Source organism: Sphingopyxis sp., from assembly GCF_016704835.1.
Lineage (GTDB): Bacteria > Pseudomonadota > Alphaproteobacteria > Sphingomonadales > Sphingomonadaceae > Sphingopyxis.
Map to the genome: position 1 here is coordinate 397858 of NZ_JADIZJ010000021.1, position 20009 is coordinate 417866.

The window sequence follows — 20009 nt, forward strand, 5'->3', positions numbered from 1 at the left end:
CGATACCAGCTTGCAACGCGCCGCAGGCATCTGATTAGGCTTAGGTTCATCTGGTCTGCCTATCACCGCGGGCGGGAGAGGCTTTTGGAGGCGCGACGCCCGATGAGAATAAGGCCGACCTTTTTGCTGCTGCCGCTGCTTGCCGCGCTCACAGCGCCCGTCACAGCCCAAGCCGACAGCTCGCTTGCCCAGTCGGGTCAGCCGCCGCAGCGCACGTCGGTCCTCTACACCTATGGCGACGATCCCTGCCCCGAACCTGTCGGCGACGAAATCGTCGTTTGCGCGCAGCAACCCGAATCCGAACGCTACCGCGTCCCCAAGGAATTGCGCGAAGAGCTCAAGGACGACGTTCCCGTCGGCGGCGGCAGCTGGGCCTCGACGGTAGAGGGGTACGACAATATCGCCCGTGCCACCCGCCCGAACAGCTGCTCGCCGGTCGGCAGCTACGGCTTCACCGGCTGCGCCTCCGCCGCGCTGCGCGAATGGTTCGAAGCGCGCCGCGCGCCCTGACGGAACCCCGCCGAGAAACGTTGCGTTTCCGGTACGCTGATTGACGCGGCGCCGCCCGCGCGCTTAGCTTGCACGCCCCAACAGGAGATCCCTTTCATGCGCCGTATCGCTCCCCTCGCCGCCCTCGCCCTCGCCGTCGTCGCGGTTCCCGTCGTCATCGCCCAGAACGCCCCCACCGTCCCTGGCGCCCCGGACAAGGCGCGCGTCACCGCGGGCACCTATACCGCCGACGCCGGGCACACGATGGTGGTCTGGGAAGTCGATCATTTCGGCTTCAGCAAATACACCGGCATGTTTGGCGATGTGACTGGCACGCTGGTTATCGACCCCGCCAACGCCGCCGCGTCGAAAGTCGACGTGACGATCCCCGTCGCCAAGGTCACCACCGCCAGCGCTGGCCTCACCGGCCATCTGCTGCGCGCGGGCAAGGACGGCGGCAAGCCCGACTTCTTCGGCGCCTCCCCCGCCGACGCCAAATTCGTCTCGACCAGCGTCGTCCTCGACGACGAAGGCGACGAGGCAAAAGTCACCGGCAATCTGACCCTCAACGGCGTCACCAAGCCGGTCACCCTCGAGGTCGATTTCCACGGCGCCGGAACCAATCCCTTTAACAAGAAGGCGACGATCGGTTTCGAGGCTGAGGGCAAGATCCGCCGCAGCGATTTCGGCGTCGCCTATGGCATCCCCGCGGTCAGCGACGAGGTCGAACTCGAAATCCACGCCGCGTTTGAAAAGCAGTAAGCGGCATTCATCGCGCAGCCAGCAAGGCGCGCCTAATCTCCTCCCATCGAGGAGGATATCATGCGTATAACCTTGCTGGCTGCCCTGCTGCTCACCGCGAACCCCGCGCTCGCGCAAGCCAATCCCCAGATCGACTACCCCGCCTTCCAGGCGCTCACTGCCAGCGTCGCACCGCAGCGCGCCACCCGCCTGCTCGCCTTCGACGTGTTCAAGGCCGCAGCCGTCAAACCCGAAGCCCTGCTCCTCGACGCGCGCTCGGCCAGCGCCTTCGCGCGCGGACATATCAGGGGCGCGGTCAACCTGCCGCTCACCGATTTCACCGCGGGCAGCCTTGCCGCAGTCATCGGCGCTAACCCCGACCGCCCTATCCTGATCTATTGCAACAATAATTTCCGCAACAATGTCGCTCCGGTACCGGTCAAATCGGTCGCGCTCGCGCTCAATATCCAGACCTTCATCAACCTCGTCGGTTACGGCTATCCCAACGTGTACGAGCTTGCCGATGTCGTCGATTTCAACGATCCCAAGGTGGAGTGGGTGAAGGGCTGATACGCCCGCCCGCGCAATTTTCCCACTCCCCCCTTGCCAAGCGCGACATTTTGCATCACTAGGGCGCCCATGCGCGGCAACGCCCTTCTTCTTCTGCGACTTACACGCCCTTGGGCGTGACACTGGCTGCGCGTTAGTCGCGGCCACCCGCTCAAGGGTCCGATCGACATCATCGCAACCGACCAGCAGAAGACCAATCCCATGACCATGCTTCGCGACCCTTCGGTCAAGTACAGCGCCTTTCCGCAAGTTCCCCTGGCGAACCGCGAATGGCCCACCCGCGTCACCACCGCCGCGCCGATCTGGCTGTCCACCGACATGCGCGACGGCAATCAGGCGCTGATCGACCCGATGGACGCCGAGAAAAAGGCGCGCTTTTTCGACCTCCTCTGCCGCATCGGGCTCAAGGAAATCGAGGTCGGCTTCCCCAGCGCCGGCGCGACCGAGTTCGACTTCATCTCGGGCCTCGTCCAGCACGGACGCATCCCCGACGACGTCACTCCGCAAGTGCTGACTCAAAGCCGCGCCGACCTCATCCGCACCAGCTTCGACAGCCTCGCCGGCGCCAAAACCGCGATCGTCCACGTCTATAACGCGGTCAGCCCCGCCTGGCGCCGCATCGTGTTCGGCATGGAAATGCCCGAGATCAAGGCGATCGCGATCGAGGGCGCCAAGCAGCTGCGCGACAATGCCGCGCGCCTCCCCGGCACCGACTGGCGCTTTCAGTACAGCCCCGAAACCTTCTCGACCGCCGAGCTCGATTTCAGCATCGAGTGCTGCGCCGCGGTGATGGATATCCTCCAGCCCACCACCGACAAGCCGATCATCCTCAACCTGCCCGCCACGGTCGAGGCCTCTACTGCGAACATCTACGCCGACCAGATTGAGTATTTCTGCAAGAATTTGCCCGGCCGCGACAAGGCGATCATCTCGCTCCACACCCACAACGACCGCGGCACCGGCGTCGCAGCGGCCGAGCTCGGCCTGCTCGCGGGCGCCGATCGCGTCGAGGGCTGCCTGTTTGGCAATGGCGAGCGCACCGGCAACACCTGCCTCGTCACCATCGCGCTCAACATGTACACGCAGGGCGTCGACCCCGAGCTCGACTTTTCGAATATCGACGAAGTCATCGCGACGGTCGAATATTGCAACCAGCTCCCCGTCCACCCGCGCCACCCCTATGGCGGCGAGCTGGTGTACACCGCCTTTTCGGGCAGCCATCAAGACGCGATCAAGAAAGGCTTCGCCGCGCGCGAGCGCCAGAATGACGAACGCTGGGAAGTCCCCTACCTCCCCATCGACCCCGCCGACCTCGGCCGCAGCTATGAAGCGGTGATCCGCGTCAACAGCCAGTCGGGCAAGGGCGGCGTCGCCTGGGTGCTCGAACAGGACAAGGGGCTGAAACTGCCCAAGAAGATGCAGGCCAGCTTCAGCCACGTCGTGCAGGCGCTGGCGGACGAAACCAGCCGCGAGCTGACCGCTGATGACATCTGGGGCGCGTTCGAAATCGCCTATCTCAAGGTCGAGGCCAAGCGTTTCCAGCTCGTCGACTGGTCGGAGAGCCACGCCGGAGCCGACCGCATCTTCGCCGGCAAGCTCACCATCGACGGCGCCCCGCGCAGCGTCAGCGGCCGCGGCAACGGCCTGATGAGCAGCGTCATCGCCGCGCTCGCCGAATCGGGCGGCCCGGTCATGGACATCGTCGATTACAGCGAGCATGCGATCGGCCAGGGCAGCACCGCGCAAGCCGCCGCTTATGTCGAATGTCGCACGCCGGACGGCAAAAGCGTCTTCGGCTGCGGCCTCGATACCGACGTCGCGACCGCCAGCGTCCGCGCGATCCTGAGCGCTGCCAACGGCGCCTGACCGCGCGATGACCCTGACCCACCGCCTCGCGCAGCCGTCCGATCTCGACGCGCTGCGCGCGGTGATGGCGCTCGCGATCGCCGAATTGCAAAAGACCTTCCTCGACGACGCGCAGATCGCCGCCAGCCACGCCGTCATGGGCCTCGACACCCAGCTGATCACCGACCGCACTTATTTCGTCATCGAAGCGGGCGATCGGATCGCGGGCTGCGGCGGCTGGTCGCACCGCGCGACGCTCTACGGCGGCGATCACAGCAGCGACCTGCGCGACCCCGCCAAGCTCAACCCCGCCACCGACGCCGCCCGCATCCGCGCGATGTACACCCACCCCGCCTTCGCAAGGCAGGGGGTCGGCCGCATGGTGATGGCGCTCTGCGAAGCCGCCGCACAGCAAGCCGGCTTCGCCCGCACCGAGCTGATGGCCACGCTATCGGGCGAACCCCTCTATCGCGCCTGCGGCTACACCCCCATCGAACATGTCGTCGCGTCGGGCCCGAATCGCGCGAGCGTGCCGCTCATCCGCATGGGGAAGAGGCTAACGACGGGCTGATGCACAATTTGGCCATCAACCCATTGGCAAACTGTTAAATTTGGCCCGCTACACGCTGCGAAATGGTCAAACTGAGCGAATCGGTGGAGCGCGAGCGCAATGCCTTCCAGGCCTGCTTCCGGGGGGAAAAGGCCGGCCTCGTCTATGCGCCAACGCCTGGCGGCGAGGGCCGCTTCGTTTCCGACGACGAGGCCGTTCGCTTTATCTGTGAATTCGCCGCGATGGCGATCCGCCATGCGCGCCGGTTTGGTCACTCGGTCTGGGCATCCGTCGTGTTGCAGATTTTTTTTCGGAAGCCTTGGCGCAAGATATGACCTGCGCCCTTTCACGGCACTTGCCTTGCTATCGATGTTCGGCCGGCTTTTCACCGCGATCGTGCAGCGTATCGAGCGAGCGCGTTTCCAATGGCGGATATGGGGGCGCCTCGAGCGCCGTGCGCCCGTGCCACCACTCTGGCGGCAGGAAAAAATCCGTCGTGGCTTTGCGTCGAGCCACTGGCAGACCGCCAGCATAGCACTGATTGTTGCTTTCGGCGCCGTTCTGCAAGCGCCATCGAGTCTGATCCCTCCCGAATGGCGCGACATCCGCCGCATCGTCGTTGCGTTTTTTTGCATCTTGGTTGTCGGAGGACTTCTGGCCCATGACGCCTTTCGGCTCCTGCGCCGTTTTCGCCTGTGAGGCTGGCCTTACAACCCTCCCCGTGCATCCCCATATAAGCATCATCGCGGCACGTCTTTCGATGAGCCGCCGCGGCTGAGAGACCTGCGCGCTCCCGCTTACCCTAACAGGAGCCGCGCCCGATGAACAGCCGAGCCAAACCCGTCAACCCGCCCGTCCGCAAGGCACCCGTCACCGCGCCTGCCAAGCCCGCCAGCGCCGCCGCTGGCGCGGAGGCGGTCGATGCCGGCGCGCCCGTCCGCGCGCGCACGAACAATCATTTCCGCAAGAACCGCACGCCGCTCGCCCCCGCCGATGCCAAGCGGCAAGGCGATATCAGCCAGCTCGCCTTTCTGACCATGGGCGGGCGCGACGCCGCGGTCGATTTCCTCAACAGCGACAATGAAGCGCTCGGCGGCCGCCCGCTCGCGCTCGCCACCGCCAGTGCCGAGGGTTTTGAACAGGTCGCCAGCGCGATCCGCGCCATGGCGCCCGGCGCCGAAACATCATGAGCCGCGCGATGAACGTCACGATGGCCGAGGCCGACGTCACCGCGCTGTGCAAGAGCGCAGGGGTCGCGATCAGCGCGATCGAACCCCTCCCCGACGGCGGCACCCGCCTCGTCTGCATCTCGCCGATCGGCGCCGACAAGATGCGCAAAAAGCTGAAGAAACATCTCATCGACGGCGCCGTCACACGCCACCGTTTCTACCGCCCGCCGGGGTCCGAGGGGGGATATTAGGAGGCAGCTTTACGCGACTTCGGTCAGCGATTGCGGGGTCGAGAAACGCTGGCGATACTCCTGCGGTGACAGGCCGATGATGCGGTGGAACAATTTGCGGAACGCCGCCGCATCCTCATATCCGACGCCCCACGCGATCTGGTCGACGGTGCGCCGGGTGAATTCCAGCAGCTCGCGCGCCTTGCCGACGCGCAGATGCTGGAGATATTCGACCGGGGTCATGGCGGTGGCAGCCTTGAAGCGGCGCTGGAACGTCCGCTCCTCCAGGCCCGCCTCGCTGGCCATGGCAGGGACGGCGACCGGGCCGACGCCGCGCGCCTGCAACCAATGCTGGACCCGCAAAATGGCTTCGTCGCCGTGGTTCAGGTTGGGGGCAAAGCTGGCATAATTCTTCTGCTCGCGGCCATTGGGATCGATCAACAGAAAGCGCGCCGTCTCCATCATCACCGTCGGCCCCAGCAACCGCTCGACGATCCTGAGGCCCAGGTCGGTCCACGCCATCAAGCCGCCCGCGGTCACGATGTCGCCATCGTCGATCACCATCCGGTCGGCCTCCAGCCGCACATCGGGAAACCGGTCCCGAAACTGCTCGGCAAAGAACCAGTGCGTCGTCGCGGGCCGCCCCGCGAGCAGCCCCGTCGCCGCCAAAGCAAACGCCCCGCCGCAATTCGACGCCAGCACCGTCCCCTGCGCATGCCGGTCGAGCAGCCAGCGCGCATAGGGTTCGACCTCGCCGGGTTCGAGCAGCTTGTGCAGGCTGCCCGGCGCAATCAGCACTGCGGGTGAACTGGCTGCGGGCTGATCGGGGTGACTGTCAAAACAGCGCGCCAGGCCGCCGCCGTGCTGCAACCGCCAATGGCTGACGCGGATCGGCGGGCGGTCATGCTGGACCGCAAAGCGCCCGGCTATGTCGAACAGATCGGTGATGCCATGCACCATTCCCATCTGGCAGTCGGGATAGGTCATCAACCCGACCTCGACCAACGGCACAGTCGCCGCGTCCGGCATCTTCAGCTTAGGCATAATGGCTCCTTTGTCGGATTTGAACCGCATAATGTCGTATCCGCCAATCCCGCGCAAGCCCGGTACGGCCTAAATCCATGTCATCGGGACGGACACACCGCCCCCCTAAAACGAAAGGAACCAAGATATGACCACGATCACCACGCAGGATGGCACGCACATCTTCTACAAGGACTGGGGTCCGGAAGATGGGCAGCCGATCATCTTTTCGCACGGCTGGCCGCTCACCGCCGACGCCTGGGATGTCCAGATGGTCTTTTTCGCCAATCAGGGTTTCCGCACCATCGCCCACGACCGCCGCAGCCATGGTCGTTCGGATCAGGTCTGGGACAACAACAACATGGACCAGTACGCCGACGACCTCGCCGAACTGATCGAACAGCTGGACCTGAACGACGTCATCCTCGTCGGCCACTCGACCGGCGGCGGCGAAGTCACCCGTTATATCGGCCGCCATGGCACGGCACGGGTCGCCAAGATCGCGCTGATCGGCGCGGTGCCCCCGCTGATGCTCAAGACCGAAGCCAATCCGGGCGGGCTGCCGATCGACGCCTTCAACGGCATCCGCAAGGGCACCTTCGACAACCGCCCGCAGTTCTTCAAGGATCTGACCATCCCCTTCTACGGCTACAACCGCGACGGCGCGGCTATCAGCGAAGCGCTGCGCGACGATTTTGTGCGGCAGGGGATGATGGGCGGCCTCAAGGGTCAGCTCGACAGCATCCGCGCCTTTTCGGAAAGCGATTTCAACGACGATTTGAAGAAATTCGACGTCCCGACGCTCGTGCTCCATGGCGACGACGATCAGATCGTGCCCGTCGATGCCTCGGCCCGCGCCACGGTGAAGATCGTCAAACAGGCGGTGCTGAAAATCTACCAAGGCGCCGACCATGGCCTGACGGTCACCCATCAGGACCGGTTCAACGCCGATCTTCTGGATTTCATCAACAGCTGATAAATGGAGGCGCGGTCCAGCCCGATCGCGCCTCCTCCTTCATCAAGGAGAAAAGCCGTGACCAAGCAAAGCTTCCTCATCACCGGCGCATCGGACGGCATCGGCGCCGTCTATGCCGACCGCCTCGCCCGCCGCGGCCACAATCTGATCCTCGTCGCGCGCCGCGCCGACAAACTGGCCGCCCTCGCCGACCAGCTGCGCAGCGACACCGGCGTCGCGGTTGACGTCATCGCCGCCGACCTCGCCAATCTCCACGACCTCGCCCGCGTCGAAACCCGCCTGCGGACCGACGATGCGATCACCGGCCTGATCAACAACGCCGGGATTGCGGGCGAAACCAGCTTCGTCGAGGCCGATCCCGTTCATCTCGCTGGAATGATCGACCTCAACATCGTCGCAGTGACGCGGCTATCCGCCGCCATCGCCCCGCGGCTCGCGACAACGGGAACGGGCGCGATCGTCAACATCACCTCGGTCACCGCGCTGATGCCCGACGCCTTCACCGCCGTCTATCCGGCCAGCAAGGCCTATGTCCTCGCCTTTACCGAGGCGCTACAGGCCGAACTTGGCGCCAAAGGCGTGCGTATCCAGGCTGTCCTGCCCGGCATCACCCGCACCGCGATCTGGGACGAGGCGCAGCTTGCGAACATCCCCGCCGAAATGGTGATGGACGTGAACGACATGGTCGACGCCGCACTGGCCGGTTTCGACGCGGGCGAAGTCGTCACCATTCCCGCGCTCCCCGACATGGCCGACTACGACGCCTATGTCGCCGCACGCTCCGCGCTTCGCCCCAACCTGTCGCACGCGCGCCCCGCGCCGCGCTATCTGTAAGGGAGACGGGCCATGATCCTCGGATTGACCCTTTCGCAATTCACCGCGCTCCACGTCGCGATCAGCCTCGTCGGCATCGGCGCCGGCCTGATCGCCCTCCCCGCGTTTGCGCGCGGCCTGATCCTGCCGCGCACAACCGGCGTTTTCCTGTGGACGACTTTGCTCACGAGCCTGACGGGCTTCCTTTTCCCGATCGTCGCCTTCACCCCAGCGCTCGGCTTCGGGATCCTCTCGACGCTGATTCTCGTCGCGACCTTCTGGGCCTGGTATCGCCGCGAGCTCGTCGGCAGCGCCGCCACCGTCTATGCAACCACCGCCACACTCGCGCTCTACCTTAACCTGTTCGTGCTGGTGGTGCAGAGCTTCCTGAAAGTCCCCGCGCTCAACGCGCTCGCCCCGAACGGAACCGAACCGCCCTTCGCTATCGCCCAGGGCCTGCTTTTGATCGCGATGGTCGGCCTTGGCTACCTGACGTTCAAGGCAGCGCGGCGCCGAACCGCGGCCGCCTGATCGCAACCAAACCCAACGACAAGGGCGGCTTCGGTCGCCCTTGTCGTTTCAGCACCGCCAACCCCTCTTGCACGACCTTCCGTTTACGTTAAGGTCAGTTTCAAACTGCTACCGGAGAGTGATTCATGTCCCTGCCCCCGATTTTCGACCGTCTGCGACTGCCCGTGATCGGCTCGCCCCTGTTCATCGTATCGGGGCCTGAACTCGTCATCGCGCAGTGCAAGGCGGGCGTTGTCGGCAGCTTCCCGGCACTCAACGCGCGGCCGCAAACCTTGCTCGACGAATGGCTGCACCAGATCACCGAAGAACTCGCCGCGTGGGACCGCGCCAACCCCGAGCGCCTGTCGGCGCCCTATGCGGTCAACCAGATCGTCCATAAATCGAACGACCGGCTCGAACAGGACATCGCGACTTGCGCCAAATGGAAGGTACCGATCACGATCACCTCGCTCGGCGCGCGCGAGGAGCTTAATCAGGCGGTGCACAGCTGGGGCGGCATCACCCTGCACGACGTAATCGACGACCGTTTCGCCCGCAAGGCGGTCGAAAAGGGCGCCGACGGCCTGATCCCCGTCGCTGCCGGTGCAGGTGGCCACGCCGGCCGTCAGTCGCCTTTCGCGCTCCTTCAGGAAATCCGTGAGTGGTTCGACGGTCCCGTCGCGCTGTCGGGCGCGATCGGCCACGGCCGCTCGATCCTCGCTGCGCAGGCGTGCGGCGCCGACCTCGCCTATATCGGCAGCGCCTTCATCGCTACCGCCGAAGCCAATGCCGACGAAGGCTATAAGAACGGCATCGTTGAAGGGCGCGCCGCCGATATCGTCTATTCGAACCTCTTCACCGGCGTCCACGGCAATTACCTCCGCCAATCGATCGTCGCGGCGGGTATGGACCCCGATAACCTGCCCGAGGGCGACCTCAAAACTATGAACTTCGGTTCGGGCGGCAACACCAAGGTCAAGGCGTGGAAGGATATCTGGGGATCGGGTCAAGGCATAGCCCCGGTTACCGCGGTGCGCCCGGTCGCCGAATTTGTCGCCGAACTCGAAGCGCAATATCTCGCCGCGCGTCGCGAACTTGAAGCGAAAGTCCGGCTCTAGCACCCCCGAATAATCTTTCAATCGCACCGTCCAGATAGGAGCGATCGACGAACAGCCGCATCGGATCGCGGCGATTGAGCCAGAATCCGGCGCCGTGCCGGTCGGTGAGCGCCTGCCGCGCCGTGTCCTGCAACAAGCGCAGTCGCTAGAGCCCTGATGCGGTCCGCGATGCAGGGCATGGCCCGATACGAGAGCCGCCCCGTCGCAGGCGTGGAAGGTCAGGCCATTGCGTTCGAATTGCTCGAGCGCGAAGCCTTCAACCTGCAACGCCTCGAACATCACCGTTTTCTGCGCGCGTTGAAGCAAAGCGATGGGGATGAGGTGATGCCGTTGGAACTCGGGTTGCGGCGGCAGTGCGCCCTGCCAGCTGCGGCCCGGAATCTTCGATCATGGCCAATCTCGACGGCCACGATCTATCGTTGACCGCTTGCGCCTGGCGACGGCGACCGGTCGATCCATTCGCCCGCTTCCATTTCCGCATCGTGCGGTCGTGGCGAGCAGGGCCGTTTAGCGTCATGTCAAGCGCGAGCCGCGACAGCTGCCGTACCATCTCCGCCACGATCCAGCCCACGGGAATTCGCGCGTCCAACCCTTGCCCGGAAAACAACGCCAAACCCCGCGCACCCATCCTCGCGCCAGCGTCGCTCTCGCGGCGCCGGAAAGCACTTGGGAAAGTACCGGCGGCATCCCAATCGCCAGCATCTCGGCGATTGAAGCGCGAAATTGCGGAGCGTCGGACCACGGCCGCGCCGGCGACCAAAAAATATGATTGGCGTCGATCAGGGTCAATCAGCAGCACCATCATCTTGAAAAATTCGCGCATCCGCATTGGCTCCTCCATCTTTGCGGCGGGGCGCCGCCGGGTTTGGGGACGAATATCCAGCATTGCCCGGCCTGACGCCAGTCGCTGGTCAGGCTCGCCGCGAGCAGGCTGGTCGAGCGACGGGCAGATCGGCCATTTCGAGCGCAGCATTGGCGGCGGGACCGGCCAAAACCGATGCCGCACCGAAGCGCATACGAAACCGCGGCGTTGCAATCCGCGCTTCGATGCCGGTATTTTCGATATCAAGCCTCTGGACGCACCCCCATATGCCGCAGCGCCATTTCCAGGGCGTCAGCGCAATCACCATGCGTCGCGGCACCCACAATCAGCGCCTAGGGTGCCGGCGGCACCGGCAGGTTCAGAGCATTCAATTTACCCGCGTCGATGTCGCTGGCCAACCTCCATCGGTTCGCGCTTTGCATCGCAAGGCCGGCGCCAATCTTCAAACGTATAATCGAAGATGTCGGCGAGTTAATCTGGAAGCAGCCCTCAGATCGCGACCTGACTGCCCAGTTCGACAACGCGGCTCGTTGGCAGACGAAAATATTCCATCGCGCTTTCAGAATTGCGCAGCATCCACGCAAACAGCTTTTCACGCCAGATCGGCATCCCGGGCTTGCTGGCCGCGATCAATGTCTGGCGCGACAGGAAAAAGCTGGTTTCCAGCATCTTGAACTCGCCGCCGCAACTTGTGACGCGCTTCAGCGCATCGGGCACATCGACCGGCTGCATGAAGCCATAGTTCAGGATCAAGCGGTGGAATCCCTGCCCCAGATCCTCAAGCGCACAGTGATTTTCCTCGCGCACGAACGGCACATCGGCGACCTTGATCGTCAGCAGGATGATCCGCTGGTGCAGTACCTTGTTGTGTTTGAGATTGTGGAGCAGCGCATGCGGTACCCCGTCGCTGCTCGATGTCATGAAGACCGCGGTTCCGGGAACGCGGGTAGCACTGTTCGCGGCCGATTTGACGAACACCGGGATCGGCATCGCGCCCTCGGCCATCTCCTGCTGCATCAGCTTGCGCCCGCGCGACCAGGTGGTCAGCATCGTGAAGATGATCAGCCCGATCGCCAGCGGGACCCAGCCGCCGTCGGGCACCTTGATCAGGTTTGCTCCAAAATAGGCGATGTCGACGATGAAGAACACCGCGAGCACCGGCAGCGCCTTCCACGCCGGCCACTTCCACAGCGTGAAGAGCACGACCGACAATAGGCAGGTGTCGATGAACATCGCGCCGGTCACCGCGATCCCGTAAGCGGCGGCAAGGTTGCTGGACGATCCAAAGAAGAGAACGAGGATGATCACCATCGTCATCAGGAACCAGTTGACGACCGGAATATAGATCTGACCCGCCGCAGAAGCGCTGGTGTGTTCGACACGCAAGCGCGGGATGAAGCCGAGCTGGATTGCCTGCTGGGTCAGCGAGAAGGCGCCCGAGATGACCGCCTGACTGGCGATGATCGTCGCGAGCAATGCGAGAATGACAACCGGAACCTCGAGAAATTCGGGCATCATCTGGAAAAACGGGTCGGAAATCAGCTCAGCGCGCGGTCCGGCCTCGGCAGCGAGAACCATCGCCCCCTGCCCCATATAGTTGAGCATCAGGGCGGGTAGGACAAAGGCGAGCCAGCTGATCCCGATCGGCCCGCGCCCGAAATGCCCCATGTCGGCATAAAGCGCCTCGGCTCCGGTTACCGCCAGCACCACCGCGCCCAGCGCGATAAAGGCCGTATATCCGTCGACATAGAAAAACCGCAGCGCGTTCACGGGATTGATCGTCTCGGCGATAATCCACGGATTATCGCCGATGTGCATGATCCCGAGCCCGGCCAGCGTCATGAAATAGAGCAGCATGATCGGCCCGAACAAGGCACCCACCTTCGCCGTCCCGCGCGACTGGATCGCGAATAGACCGATCAGGATCGCAAGCGCGATCGGGACGATATAGGGCGCAAAGCCTGGGTCAATATAGCGCAGCCCTTCGGTCGCCGAGAGCACCGACATCGCCGGGGTGATCATGCTGTCGCCATAGAAGAGGGCCGTCGCGAACACCCCCAGCAGGACGATCGGCCAGGTCCAGCGCCTTTCGCCCGACGAGCGGCTGATCAGTGCGAGCAGCGCCAGGCTACCGCCCTCGCCCTTGTTGTCAGCCTTCATTATCGTCATGACATATTTAAAGGTGACGACGAGCATCATTGACCAGAAGACAAGGCTGAGCACGCCATAAACGTGAAGGCGGTCAGGCTCGATCGGGTGATGGCCGGCAAATGTCTCGCGAAACGCGTAGAGCGGGCTGGTACCGATGTCGCCGAACACGACGCCGACCGCGCCGACCGCGAGCTTCAGCTTGCCGTCGCCGGTTTGGCCATGGCCATAATGGCCCGTGTTGGCGGCACTCGGCGCGGCGCTTTCAGCGCCGCTCGCGCCCTTTTGCGACTCAGCAGTCATCGCGAGCCTTTAGACGAGGCCGCGCGATTGTAATAGCGTCCATATCAAGGCGCTTCCGCCGTCGCTGGCGGCAGCTGCGGCCCCAATGCCTGTCTGAGCTGCGCCAACCGCATTTCGAGGTCGGGGCGCCACGGCGCGTCGGCGGGACTGCGCCCCAGCAACTGGCTCCACACCGCTTCAGCGCCTTTCAAATCTCCGCCCTGCGCCAGCGCCAGACCTGCAAAAAACGGCGGTGCAGGGTGCGAAGGATCGCGGCGCGCCGCCTCGTCGAACGCCAGCGCAGCGGCGGGCGACATCATCCCGCCGCCATGCGCCGTCAGCGCATTGCCGAGGCCAACCCATAGGTCGACATTGTCGGGATATCGCTCAAGCCCCTTTTCAAGCGTCTGCGCCGCTAGTTCGGTCTTGCCCGTGCGCGCGAAGCCGTCGGACATGCCGAGCCATTGCGCCGCCGGGCCAAAACGGTCAGTCATTCCCTGCCGTTGGTCCGCAATCACGTCACCAAACCCTTCGGGCTCTGCCGGCGCCGCAACCGGTTTTCCGGGCAGCGATGGGCTGCCTTGCAAGGCATAGCCTGCGAGCCCCAGCATGACGGCAGCCCCCGCCAGTGGCCGTGCCGCCGCAGGAAGTTTGCCCAGCCAGAAAATCGCAGCGATCGTCACCGCCGCCGCCAGCATGACCCACAGCCAGATCATGCGCCGTCCTCCGCATCGTCACTCGCGCCGCGGCGAAACCGGCCAAACGCCAGTAAGCCGCCAAGCAGCAAAAACAACAGCGGCCCCAGCCACAGGAAGGCGGTCGCGCCGTCGAACGGCGGATCATAGCTGACCCAATTGCCATAGCGTGCCACCAACCATGCCTTGATTTCGTCGGGCTTTTCGCCCGCGGCGATCTTGCTGCGCACCTCGTGCCGCATATCGCCGGCGAGCGGCGCGTCACTATCGGCGATCGACTGCCCTTGACAGACGAGGCAGCGCAGCTCCTCCATCAACGCTTTCGCGCGCGCTTCCTGTGCCGGGTCCTTCAGCTGCTGATAGGCATAGGGTGCGGGCGGCAGCCGGTCCTGCGCCGCCGAGGGGAGCGCCAGCGCGCCCAGCAGGCAAAGCAGGCCGAGCCGCAGACTCATTCCATCGCCTCCAGCTTGGCGACGATCACGGGCACCTGATCGGCCAGGATCACCCCCTGGATCTGCTCGCGAATGATTCCCTTGCCGTCGATCAGGAACGTCTCCGGCACTCCCGAAGATCCCAGCGCGATCTGGACGCTGCTCTGCATGTCGGCGCCGATACGGTCGAACGGATTGCCAACTTCGCGCAGGAACATCGCGACATCTTCAGGCCGGTCGCGGATCGCAATGCCGTCGATCGGCACGCCAGCGGCCTTCAATGCCTCTAGCTGCGGCGCCTCGGCGCGGCACGGAATGCACCAGCTCGCGAAAACATTGACCAGCCGCGGCCTGCCATCGGCCAGCTGGCTGCTTTTCAGACCTTCAACCCCAGCGGTCGCGGGCGGCAGGTCGAACAGCGGCATCGGCTTGTCGATCCACTGCGACTGGATCAGCTTTTCGCCCGGCACGGTCAGCCGATAGATGAAGGCACCGAACAGCAATCCCATGATCGCCAGCGGCACAAAAAGGACCCAGCGATTTTTCATGGCGCGAAACGCTCCTGCGACTTGCGATGGCGCCGCGACCGCCAGATCGTCAGCAATTGCGCGCGGCCGAGCAGCGACAACCCCGCCCCGAGCGCGATCAGTCCGCCGCCGAGCCAGATCCACCACACCAGCGGCTTCCACCACAGGCGGATCTGATAGCGGTCGGCACTGCCGTCATCGCTTGCCACTGGCTGGCCCAGCACCGCGTAGAGCTGCCCGCCCGGCCGTGTCAGCAGCGCTGCTTCGTTGGTCTCGGTCGGCGGTGTTCCCATCAGCCCGGGAAAGGTGCGCGCTTCGGGGCGCATCGTGAACGATGAACCGGCTGACGTTGTCGCGACCAGCGTACCTTCGATCGCGGTATAGTTCGGCCCGGCGATCGGCTTGACGCCCGCAAACTTCACCGCAAAATCGCCAACCTTTATGACGTCGCCGGGCGCCGCAGCGACCAGCCGTTCCTTGATGAAGGCGCTTTCGGCGCCCATGCCCGCGAGCGCGACCGCTACGCCGAAATGCGCGATCACCATGCCCCATGTCGGCAGCGGGATACGCCGCCAATTGCGACCCCACAGCGGCGCCAGGCTCGCGACCGCGACCACGCCGGCGACGGTCATCCCGAGCAGCGGCAGGATGCCGACACGACCCCCAAAGATCACCAGCAGCACGAGCACGAGCGCGCCCGCCAACACCGCCAGCGGCAGCCGCGACCAGAGCTTCTTGCCATCGTCCTTGCGCCAGCTGAGCAGCGGTCCCGCCACCATCACCAAGCAGAGCGCAAGCGCCAACGGTCCGGCAACGCGGTTGTAATAGGGCGGGCCGACCGAAATCTTTTCGCCCATCGCCTCAGCCACGATGGGATAAAGCGTTCCGAGCAGGACGAGCGCGAGGATCGTCGTCAGCAACAGATTGTTGATCACCAGCGCACCCTCGCGGCTCAGCAGCGCAAACTTCTTCCCTTCGGCCACGCTGCCGGCGCGCAGCGCGAACAGGGTCAGCGCGCCGCCAATATAGATCGCCATCAACACGAGCAAAAATGTGCCGCGCTCGGGATCGACCGCGAAACTGTGCACGCTGGTGAGCAATCCCGACCGCACGATGAAGGTGCCGACCATCGACATCGAAAAACCGATCACCGCCAGCATTACCGTCCACGCGCGCAGCGCGTTGCGCGTCGCCGTCACCGCGACCGAGTGGAGCAAGGCCGCGCCCGCCAGCCAGGGGATGAGCGAAACATTCTCGACCGGATCCCAGAACCACCAGCCGCCCCAGCCGAGCTCATAATAGGCCCAATAGCTGCCCGCGGTGATCCCGATGGTCAGGAATATCCAGCTGAACAATACCCACGGCCGCATCGCGCGCGCGAAGGCGGGGCCGATCTCACGCGTGATGAGTGCGCCGACGGCAAAGCTGAACGCCACCGACAGCCCGACATAGCCGACGTAAAGCGTCGGCGGATGGAAGGCGAGCCCGATGTCCTGGAGCAGCGGATTGAGCCCCTGCCCATCGGGCGGCGCGACCGGCAGCCGGTTGAACGGGTTCGACGAAAAGATCAGAAAGGCGAAAAAGCCAAGGCCGAGGGCGGCTTGCGCGCTCAAGGTCGCGATCAGCGTATCCTCGCGCAGCCGCTTTTCGAACAGCGCGATCAGCGCCCCGGACAGCGACAGGATCGTTAGCCACAGCAGCATCGACCCTTCATGATTGCCCCACGTCCCGGCGATCTTGAAGATCATCGGTTTCAGGCTGTTGCTGTTGCGCGCGACCAGCTCTACCGACATGTCGGAGCGCACGAACAGCGCGATCAACAGGCCGAAAGCCACCGCCGTGAGCACGCCCTGCGCAATACTTGCGGGGCGGACGAGCGCGGCGAGAGCCTTCTGACCGCCGCGCAGGAACAGCGTCCCCGCAACGAGCGACAGGCACGCGAGCGCGGCGGCGATCCAGAGCAGCGCGAGGCCGAGTTCGGCGATCATGCGGAAATCTCAAGCGAAGCGCGCGCCATATCGATGATCTTCGGCGCTCCAACCTTTTTCGTCACCCCGGCGAAGGGCGGGGTCCCACGCTCTGCGTCAATACGCACCGGCGAGATCCCGGCCTTCGCCGGGATGAAGATCGAAGAGCGATGCCTCACGCCTTCGGCGCCTTCATATTCTTCGGCATCTCACCCATCTGCGGCGGCATATAACGCTCGTCATGCTTCGCCAGAATGCGGTCGGCGACGAACGTCCCATCGGCGCGCATCCGGCCGTCGGCGACCATTCCCGATTCCTCGCCGAACAGATCGGGGACAATGCCCTTATATTCGACCGGCACCGACGCCTTGCCGTCGGTCGCCACGAAGCGGATTGTCAGTCCGTCGCTCTGGCGCTTGATGCTGCCCGCCGCGACCATGCCGCCCAGCCGCATCGCCTCGCCGACCGTGGCTTTGCCGCCCTGAATCTCGACTGGCGTGCGGAAATAGGCTGCCTCGTCGCGCAGGGCGCTGGCCGCCAGCACCCCCGCGCCCGCAACACCGACCAAGGCGACCAGCGCCAGCACCAGTCGTTGATGTTTCGCCTTCATTTGCGGTCCTTTCGCAGCGCATCGCTGCGCCGCTCGGCCTGCACCATCGCGCGCCAGCTTGACCACAGCGCGCCACCCGTCAGCAACACTGTCAGCCCATAAGCCGCCGCCACATAGACCCATTGGCCGCTGCCGGTGATCACCCCCGTCACGCGATTGCCCCCTCGTCGTCGGCCAGCCGCCTCAGCCGCGCCGCGACGCGATTGTCGGCGATGATCCGGCGCATCCGCATCAGCACGATGGCACCGAATAGCAGCGAAAAACCCAGTAAGGTCAAGCCCAATGGCCATAGCAGCGCATTGTCGATGCTCGATCCGCGAAGCGTAATGCTCGGCCCTTGGTGCAGGCTGTTCCACCATACGACGCTGCGGTTGATGATCGGCAGGTTGACCGCACCGACCAGCGCATAGATCGCGGCGCCGCGCGATAGCGACCCGCCCTGGCGCTGCCCCTCATCGCCATGGGTCAACGCGATAAAACCCGCATACAAGAACAGGAGCACCAGCATGGACGTCATTCGCCCGTCCCATTCCCACCAGGTGCCCCAGGTCGGCTTGCCCCAGATCGATCCGGTGGCGAGGCACAGCGCCGTAAATAGCATCCCGGGCACCGCAATCGCGCGGGCAGCAATGCCCGACAGCGGATGGCGCCAGACGAGCTGAACCAGCCCGGCGACCGCCAACGACGTCCACCCGCCCATGCCGAGCCACGCCGCGGGCACATGAATATACAGGATCCGCGCCGTCTCGCCCTGCTTGTAGTCACCCGGCACTTGCGTCAGTCCGGCCCAGGCACCGGCGATCACCAGCAGCAGCCCGAAGCTGAGCAGCCACGGCGTGAGCGGTCTGGCAATCGCCAGAAAACGGGTGGGATTCGCATAAGCGTGCATCGGTTCGCGTCCTTAGGGGAGCCCGGCACAGGGGTCCAGCAATTTGCCGGATGCGACCCGGTCTGGCCCCTCATGCGGTGCGATGCGGGGAGATCACGCTTCCCCGCGGTAGAGTGACAATCACCCCTCCGGCCGCGTCCAGATCCAGCTGCCGCCAACCGCTGCGGCGATGATCGGCGCCATCATCCACGGCCAGGGGGCAAACAGTATCGCCAGCACGATGCTGAACGCAAAGGCGATACTCGCTGCAATCTTGCCCTTGCGGCTGATCGCGCCGTTTTCGCGCCATGCAATGATATGATGACCGAATGCCGGATGGTTCAGCAGCCACCCCTCGAGCTTCGGCGACGAACGCGCAAAACAGAAAGCGGCCAGAATCACGAGCGGCACCGTCGGGAGCAACGGGACGAATGCCCCGATCGCGCCGACCGCGAGCGACAGCCAGCCGCCGACGAAAAACAAATGTCGCTTCATTGGGGCGGGCTTAGCGGAAACCTGCAACAACTAAACCCCTCCCCTGAAGTGGAGGAGCTTAAGAAACTACCCGCGCCCGATCAGCTTCTGCGCCATCCGGTCCGCCACCGCCGATGCCGGGGTGCCGCTAGCCTTGCTCTCGGCCCAGATCTCGGCCAGCCGCCCGGGGATCAGGTGGATGCGGCTTTCGACTTCCTCACGGCTCCCCTGCCCCAGATATTCCAGCGCGACGTTGATGATCCCGCCCGCGTTGATCACATAGTCAGGAGCGTAGACGATGCCGCGGTCATGGATGCGCTGGCCATCGGCGGCGGTCGACAGCTGGTTGTTCGCGCCGCCCGCAACGATCGGCACGCGCAGTTTCGCGATGCTGCGCTCGGTCAGGATCGCACCGAGGGCGTTCGGACTCAGCACATCCGCCTCGATTTCCATGATCGCTGCCGAATCGGCGAGCTCGGCGCCGAGTTCTTCGGCCAGGTTCTTCGCGCGCGCCAGATTGACGTCGGCGAGGGTCAACTTCGCGCCCTCCGCCGCCAGCCGCCGCGCAACGCCGCCACCGACGCTACCGACGCCCTGCACAGCGACATGCACTCCCTTGGTGCTGTCGGTCGCCAGGCCGTGCTTGATCGCCGCCTTGATGCCCAGATAGACCCCGAGCGCAGTCAATGGGCCGGGATCGCCGCCCGCTTCGCCGCTCGCTACCGGCAGGCCGCTGACATGCCTGGTATGCTTCGAGATCGCGACCATGTCGGCATCGGACATGCCGACGTCTTCGGCGGTGACATAAGCGCCGCCCAGTGATTCGACCGCGCGGCCGAACGCCGCGAGCAGTTCGGGAGTCTTCGCGGCGCCCTCGTCGGCCAGGATCACGCCCTTGCCGCCGCCCATCGGCAGGCCCGCCATCGCATTTTTGTAGCTCATGCCGCGCGACAGGCGCAGCGCGTCGGTGATCGCCGCCGCCCGCTGCGGATAATGCCAATAGCGCACCCCGCCCGCGCCGGGGCCGAGGTGGGTAGAGTGCACAGCGATGACCGCCGTCAGTCCGCTGGCGCGATCACGGAACATATGAACATGCTCATGATCGTCGAAATCGGCGAAATCCCAGACTGCGGACATGGACTCATCCTTG

26 protein-coding genes are annotated in these 20009 nt (G+C 64.7%); 13 read left to right on the forward strand and 13 right to left on the reverse strand.

Annotated elements, in window-relative coordinates:
* Nucleotides 1–102: 102 nt before the first annotated feature.
* The 9 genes from IPF76_RS16965 (at nt 103) to IPF76_RS17005 (ending at nt 5615) form a co-directional block, all read left to right on the forward strand.
* Entirely contained in the window at nt 103–510 is a 408-nt protein-coding gene (locus tag IPF76_RS16965) for a hypothetical protein (RefSeq protein WP_293846440.1), read from the forward strand.
* A gap of 96 nt (nt 511–606) precedes the next feature.
* On the forward strand, nt 607–1251 hold the full coding sequence (locus IPF76_RS16970; RefSeq protein ID WP_293846442.1) for a YceI family protein: 645 nt from the start codon (nt 607–609) through the stop codon (nt 1249–1251).
* A 60-nt stretch (nt 1252–1311) separates the two neighbouring features.
* Nucleotides 1312–1800 (forward strand): rhodanese-like domain-containing protein, encoded by a 489-nt coding sequence (locus tag IPF76_RS16975; protein WP_293846444.1) that lies wholly within the window; start codon nt 1312–1314, stop codon nt 1798–1800.
* Between the two features lie 201 nt (nt 1801–2001).
* The gene (leuA, locus tag IPF76_RS16980; protein WP_293846446.1) at nt 2002–3666 is read left to right on the forward strand and encodes a 2-isopropylmalate synthase; all 1665 of its coding nucleotides are present in this window, start codon (nt 2002–2004) and stop codon (nt 3664–3666) included.
* A 7-nt stretch (nt 3667–3673) separates the two neighbouring features.
* Nucleotides 3674–4216: a GNAT family N-acetyltransferase gene (locus IPF76_RS16985; protein ID WP_293846448.1), complete on the forward strand. Its 543-nt coding sequence runs from the start codon at nt 3674–3676 to the stop codon at nt 4214–4216.
* A 62-nt stretch (nt 4217–4278) separates the two neighbouring features.
* The gene (locus IPF76_RS16990) at nt 4279–4530 is read left to right on the forward strand and encodes a hypothetical protein (protein ID WP_293846450.1); all 252 of its coding nucleotides are present in this window, start codon (nt 4279–4281) and stop codon (nt 4528–4530) included.
* Between the two features lie 25 nt (nt 4531–4555).
* A complete protein-coding gene (locus tag IPF76_RS16995; protein WP_293846452.1) occupies nt 4556–4894 on the forward strand; it encodes a hypothetical protein in 339 nt (112 codons plus the stop codon).
* Between the two features lie 122 nt (nt 4895–5016).
* Entirely contained in the window at nt 5017–5385 is a 369-nt protein-coding gene (locus IPF76_RS17000; RefSeq protein WP_293846454.1) for an antitoxin Xre/MbcA/ParS toxin-binding domain-containing protein, read from the forward strand.
* Between the two features lie 8 nt (nt 5386–5393).
* Nucleotides 5394–5615, forward strand: coding sequence for a hypothetical protein (locus tag IPF76_RS17005; RefSeq protein WP_366499738.1), 222 nt, complete (start codon nt 5394–5396; stop codon nt 5613–5615).
* A gap of 9 nt (nt 5616–5624) precedes the next feature.
* On the opposite strand, the gene IPF76_RS17010 is transcribed toward IPF76_RS17005, so the two are convergent.
* Entirely contained in the window at nt 5625–6638 is a 1014-nt protein-coding gene (locus IPF76_RS17010; protein WP_293846457.1) for a GlxA family transcriptional regulator, read from the reverse strand.
* Nucleotides 6639–6765: 127 nt separating this feature from the next.
* Between IPF76_RS17010 and IPF76_RS17015 the strand changes: the two genes are divergently transcribed.
* The 4 genes from IPF76_RS17015 to IPF76_RS17030 all read left to right on the forward strand — a co-directional run bounded on the left by IPF76_RS17015 (nt 6766) and on the right by IPF76_RS17030 (nt 10034).
* Nucleotides 6766–7593, forward strand: coding sequence for an alpha/beta hydrolase (locus IPF76_RS17015; RefSeq protein WP_293846459.1), 828 nt, complete (start codon nt 6766–6768; stop codon nt 7591–7593).
* A 57-nt stretch (nt 7594–7650) separates the two neighbouring features.
* A complete protein-coding gene (locus IPF76_RS17020) occupies nt 7651–8427 on the forward strand; it encodes an SDR family oxidoreductase (protein ID WP_293846461.1) in 777 nt (258 codons plus the stop codon).
* Nucleotides 8428–8439: 12 nt separating this feature from the next.
* The gene (locus tag IPF76_RS17025; protein WP_293846463.1) at nt 8440–8937 is read left to right on the forward strand and encodes a hypothetical protein; all 498 of its coding nucleotides are present in this window, start codon (nt 8440–8442) and stop codon (nt 8935–8937) included.
* A 125-nt stretch (nt 8938–9062) separates the two neighbouring features.
* The gene (locus tag IPF76_RS17030) at nt 9063–10034 is read left to right on the forward strand and encodes a nitronate monooxygenase family protein (RefSeq protein ID WP_293846465.1); all 972 of its coding nucleotides are present in this window, start codon (nt 9063–9065) and stop codon (nt 10032–10034) included.
* A 256-nt stretch (nt 10035–10290) separates the two neighbouring features.
* Here the strand turns inward: IPF76_RS17030 and IPF76_RS17035 are convergent, their stop codons facing one another.
* From IPF76_RS17035 to IPF76_RS17090, 12 genes are all read right to left on the reverse strand, one after another.
* Nucleotides 10291–10863 (reverse strand): hypothetical protein, encoded by a 573-nt coding sequence (locus IPF76_RS17035; protein WP_293846467.1) that lies wholly within the window; start codon nt 10861–10863, stop codon nt 10291–10293.
* 483 nt (nt 10864–11346) lie between these two features.
* Nucleotides 11347–13308 carry a potassium transporter Kup gene (locus tag IPF76_RS17040; protein ID WP_293846469.1) on the reverse strand — a complete coding sequence of 654 codons (1962 nt, stop codon included), beginning with the start codon at nt 13306–13308 and terminating at the stop codon, nt 11347–11349.
* Nucleotides 13309–13352: 44 nt separating this feature from the next.
* Nucleotides 13353–14003 carry a tetratricopeptide repeat protein gene (locus IPF76_RS17045; RefSeq protein WP_293846471.1) on the reverse strand — a complete coding sequence of 217 codons (651 nt, stop codon included), beginning with the start codon at nt 14001–14003 and terminating at the stop codon, nt 13353–13355.
* On the reverse strand, nt 14000–14434 hold the full coding sequence (locus tag IPF76_RS17050; protein ID WP_293846472.1) for a cytochrome c-type biogenesis protein: 435 nt from the start codon (nt 14432–14434) through the stop codon (nt 14000–14002). Before IPF76_RS17050 ends, IPF76_RS17045 begins: the two co-directional genes overlap by 4 nt.
* The gene (locus tag IPF76_RS17055) at nt 14431–14961 is read right to left on the reverse strand and encodes a DsbE family thiol:disulfide interchange protein (protein WP_293846474.1); all 531 of its coding nucleotides are present in this window, start codon (nt 14959–14961) and stop codon (nt 14431–14433) included. Before IPF76_RS17055 ends, IPF76_RS17050 begins: the two co-directional genes overlap by 4 nt.
* Entirely contained in the window at nt 14958–16928 is a 1971-nt protein-coding gene (locus IPF76_RS17060; protein WP_293846476.1) for a heme lyase CcmF/NrfE family subunit, read from the reverse strand. Before IPF76_RS17060 ends, IPF76_RS17055 begins: the two co-directional genes overlap by 4 nt.
* Entirely contained in the window at nt 16925–17086 is a 162-nt protein-coding gene (locus IPF76_RS17065) for a hypothetical protein (protein WP_293846478.1), read from the reverse strand. The genes IPF76_RS17060 and IPF76_RS17065 overlap by 4 nt, the downstream gene beginning before the upstream one ends.
* The gene (gene ccmE, locus IPF76_RS17070) at nt 17083–17517 is read right to left on the reverse strand and encodes a cytochrome c maturation protein CcmE (RefSeq protein WP_293846480.1); all 435 of its coding nucleotides are present in this window, start codon (nt 17515–17517) and stop codon (nt 17083–17085) included. The genes IPF76_RS17065 and ccmE overlap by 4 nt, the downstream gene beginning before the upstream one ends.
* Nucleotides 17514–17669, reverse strand: a complete 156-nt coding sequence (locus IPF76_RS17075) for a hypothetical protein (protein ID WP_293846482.1) — start codon at nt 17667–17669, stop codon at nt 17514–17516. The genes ccmE and IPF76_RS17075 overlap by 4 nt, the downstream gene beginning before the upstream one ends.
* Complete coding sequence (gene ccmC, locus IPF76_RS17080; protein ID WP_293846484.1) at nt 17666–18406, reverse strand: heme ABC transporter permease CcmC; 741 nt, start codon at nt 18404–18406, stop codon at nt 17666–17668. Before ccmC ends, IPF76_RS17075 begins: the two co-directional genes overlap by 4 nt.
* Before the next feature lie 120 nt (nt 18407–18526).
* Entirely contained in the window at nt 18527–18880 is a 354-nt protein-coding gene (locus IPF76_RS17085) for a YbaN family protein (protein WP_293846485.1), read from the reverse strand.
* Between the two features lie 66 nt (nt 18881–18946).
* On the reverse strand, nt 18947–19996 hold the full coding sequence (locus tag IPF76_RS17090) for a Glu/Leu/Phe/Val dehydrogenase dimerization domain-containing protein (protein ID WP_293846487.1): 1050 nt from the start codon (nt 19994–19996) through the stop codon (nt 18947–18949).
* Between the last annotated feature and the right edge of the window lie 13 nt (nt 19997–20009).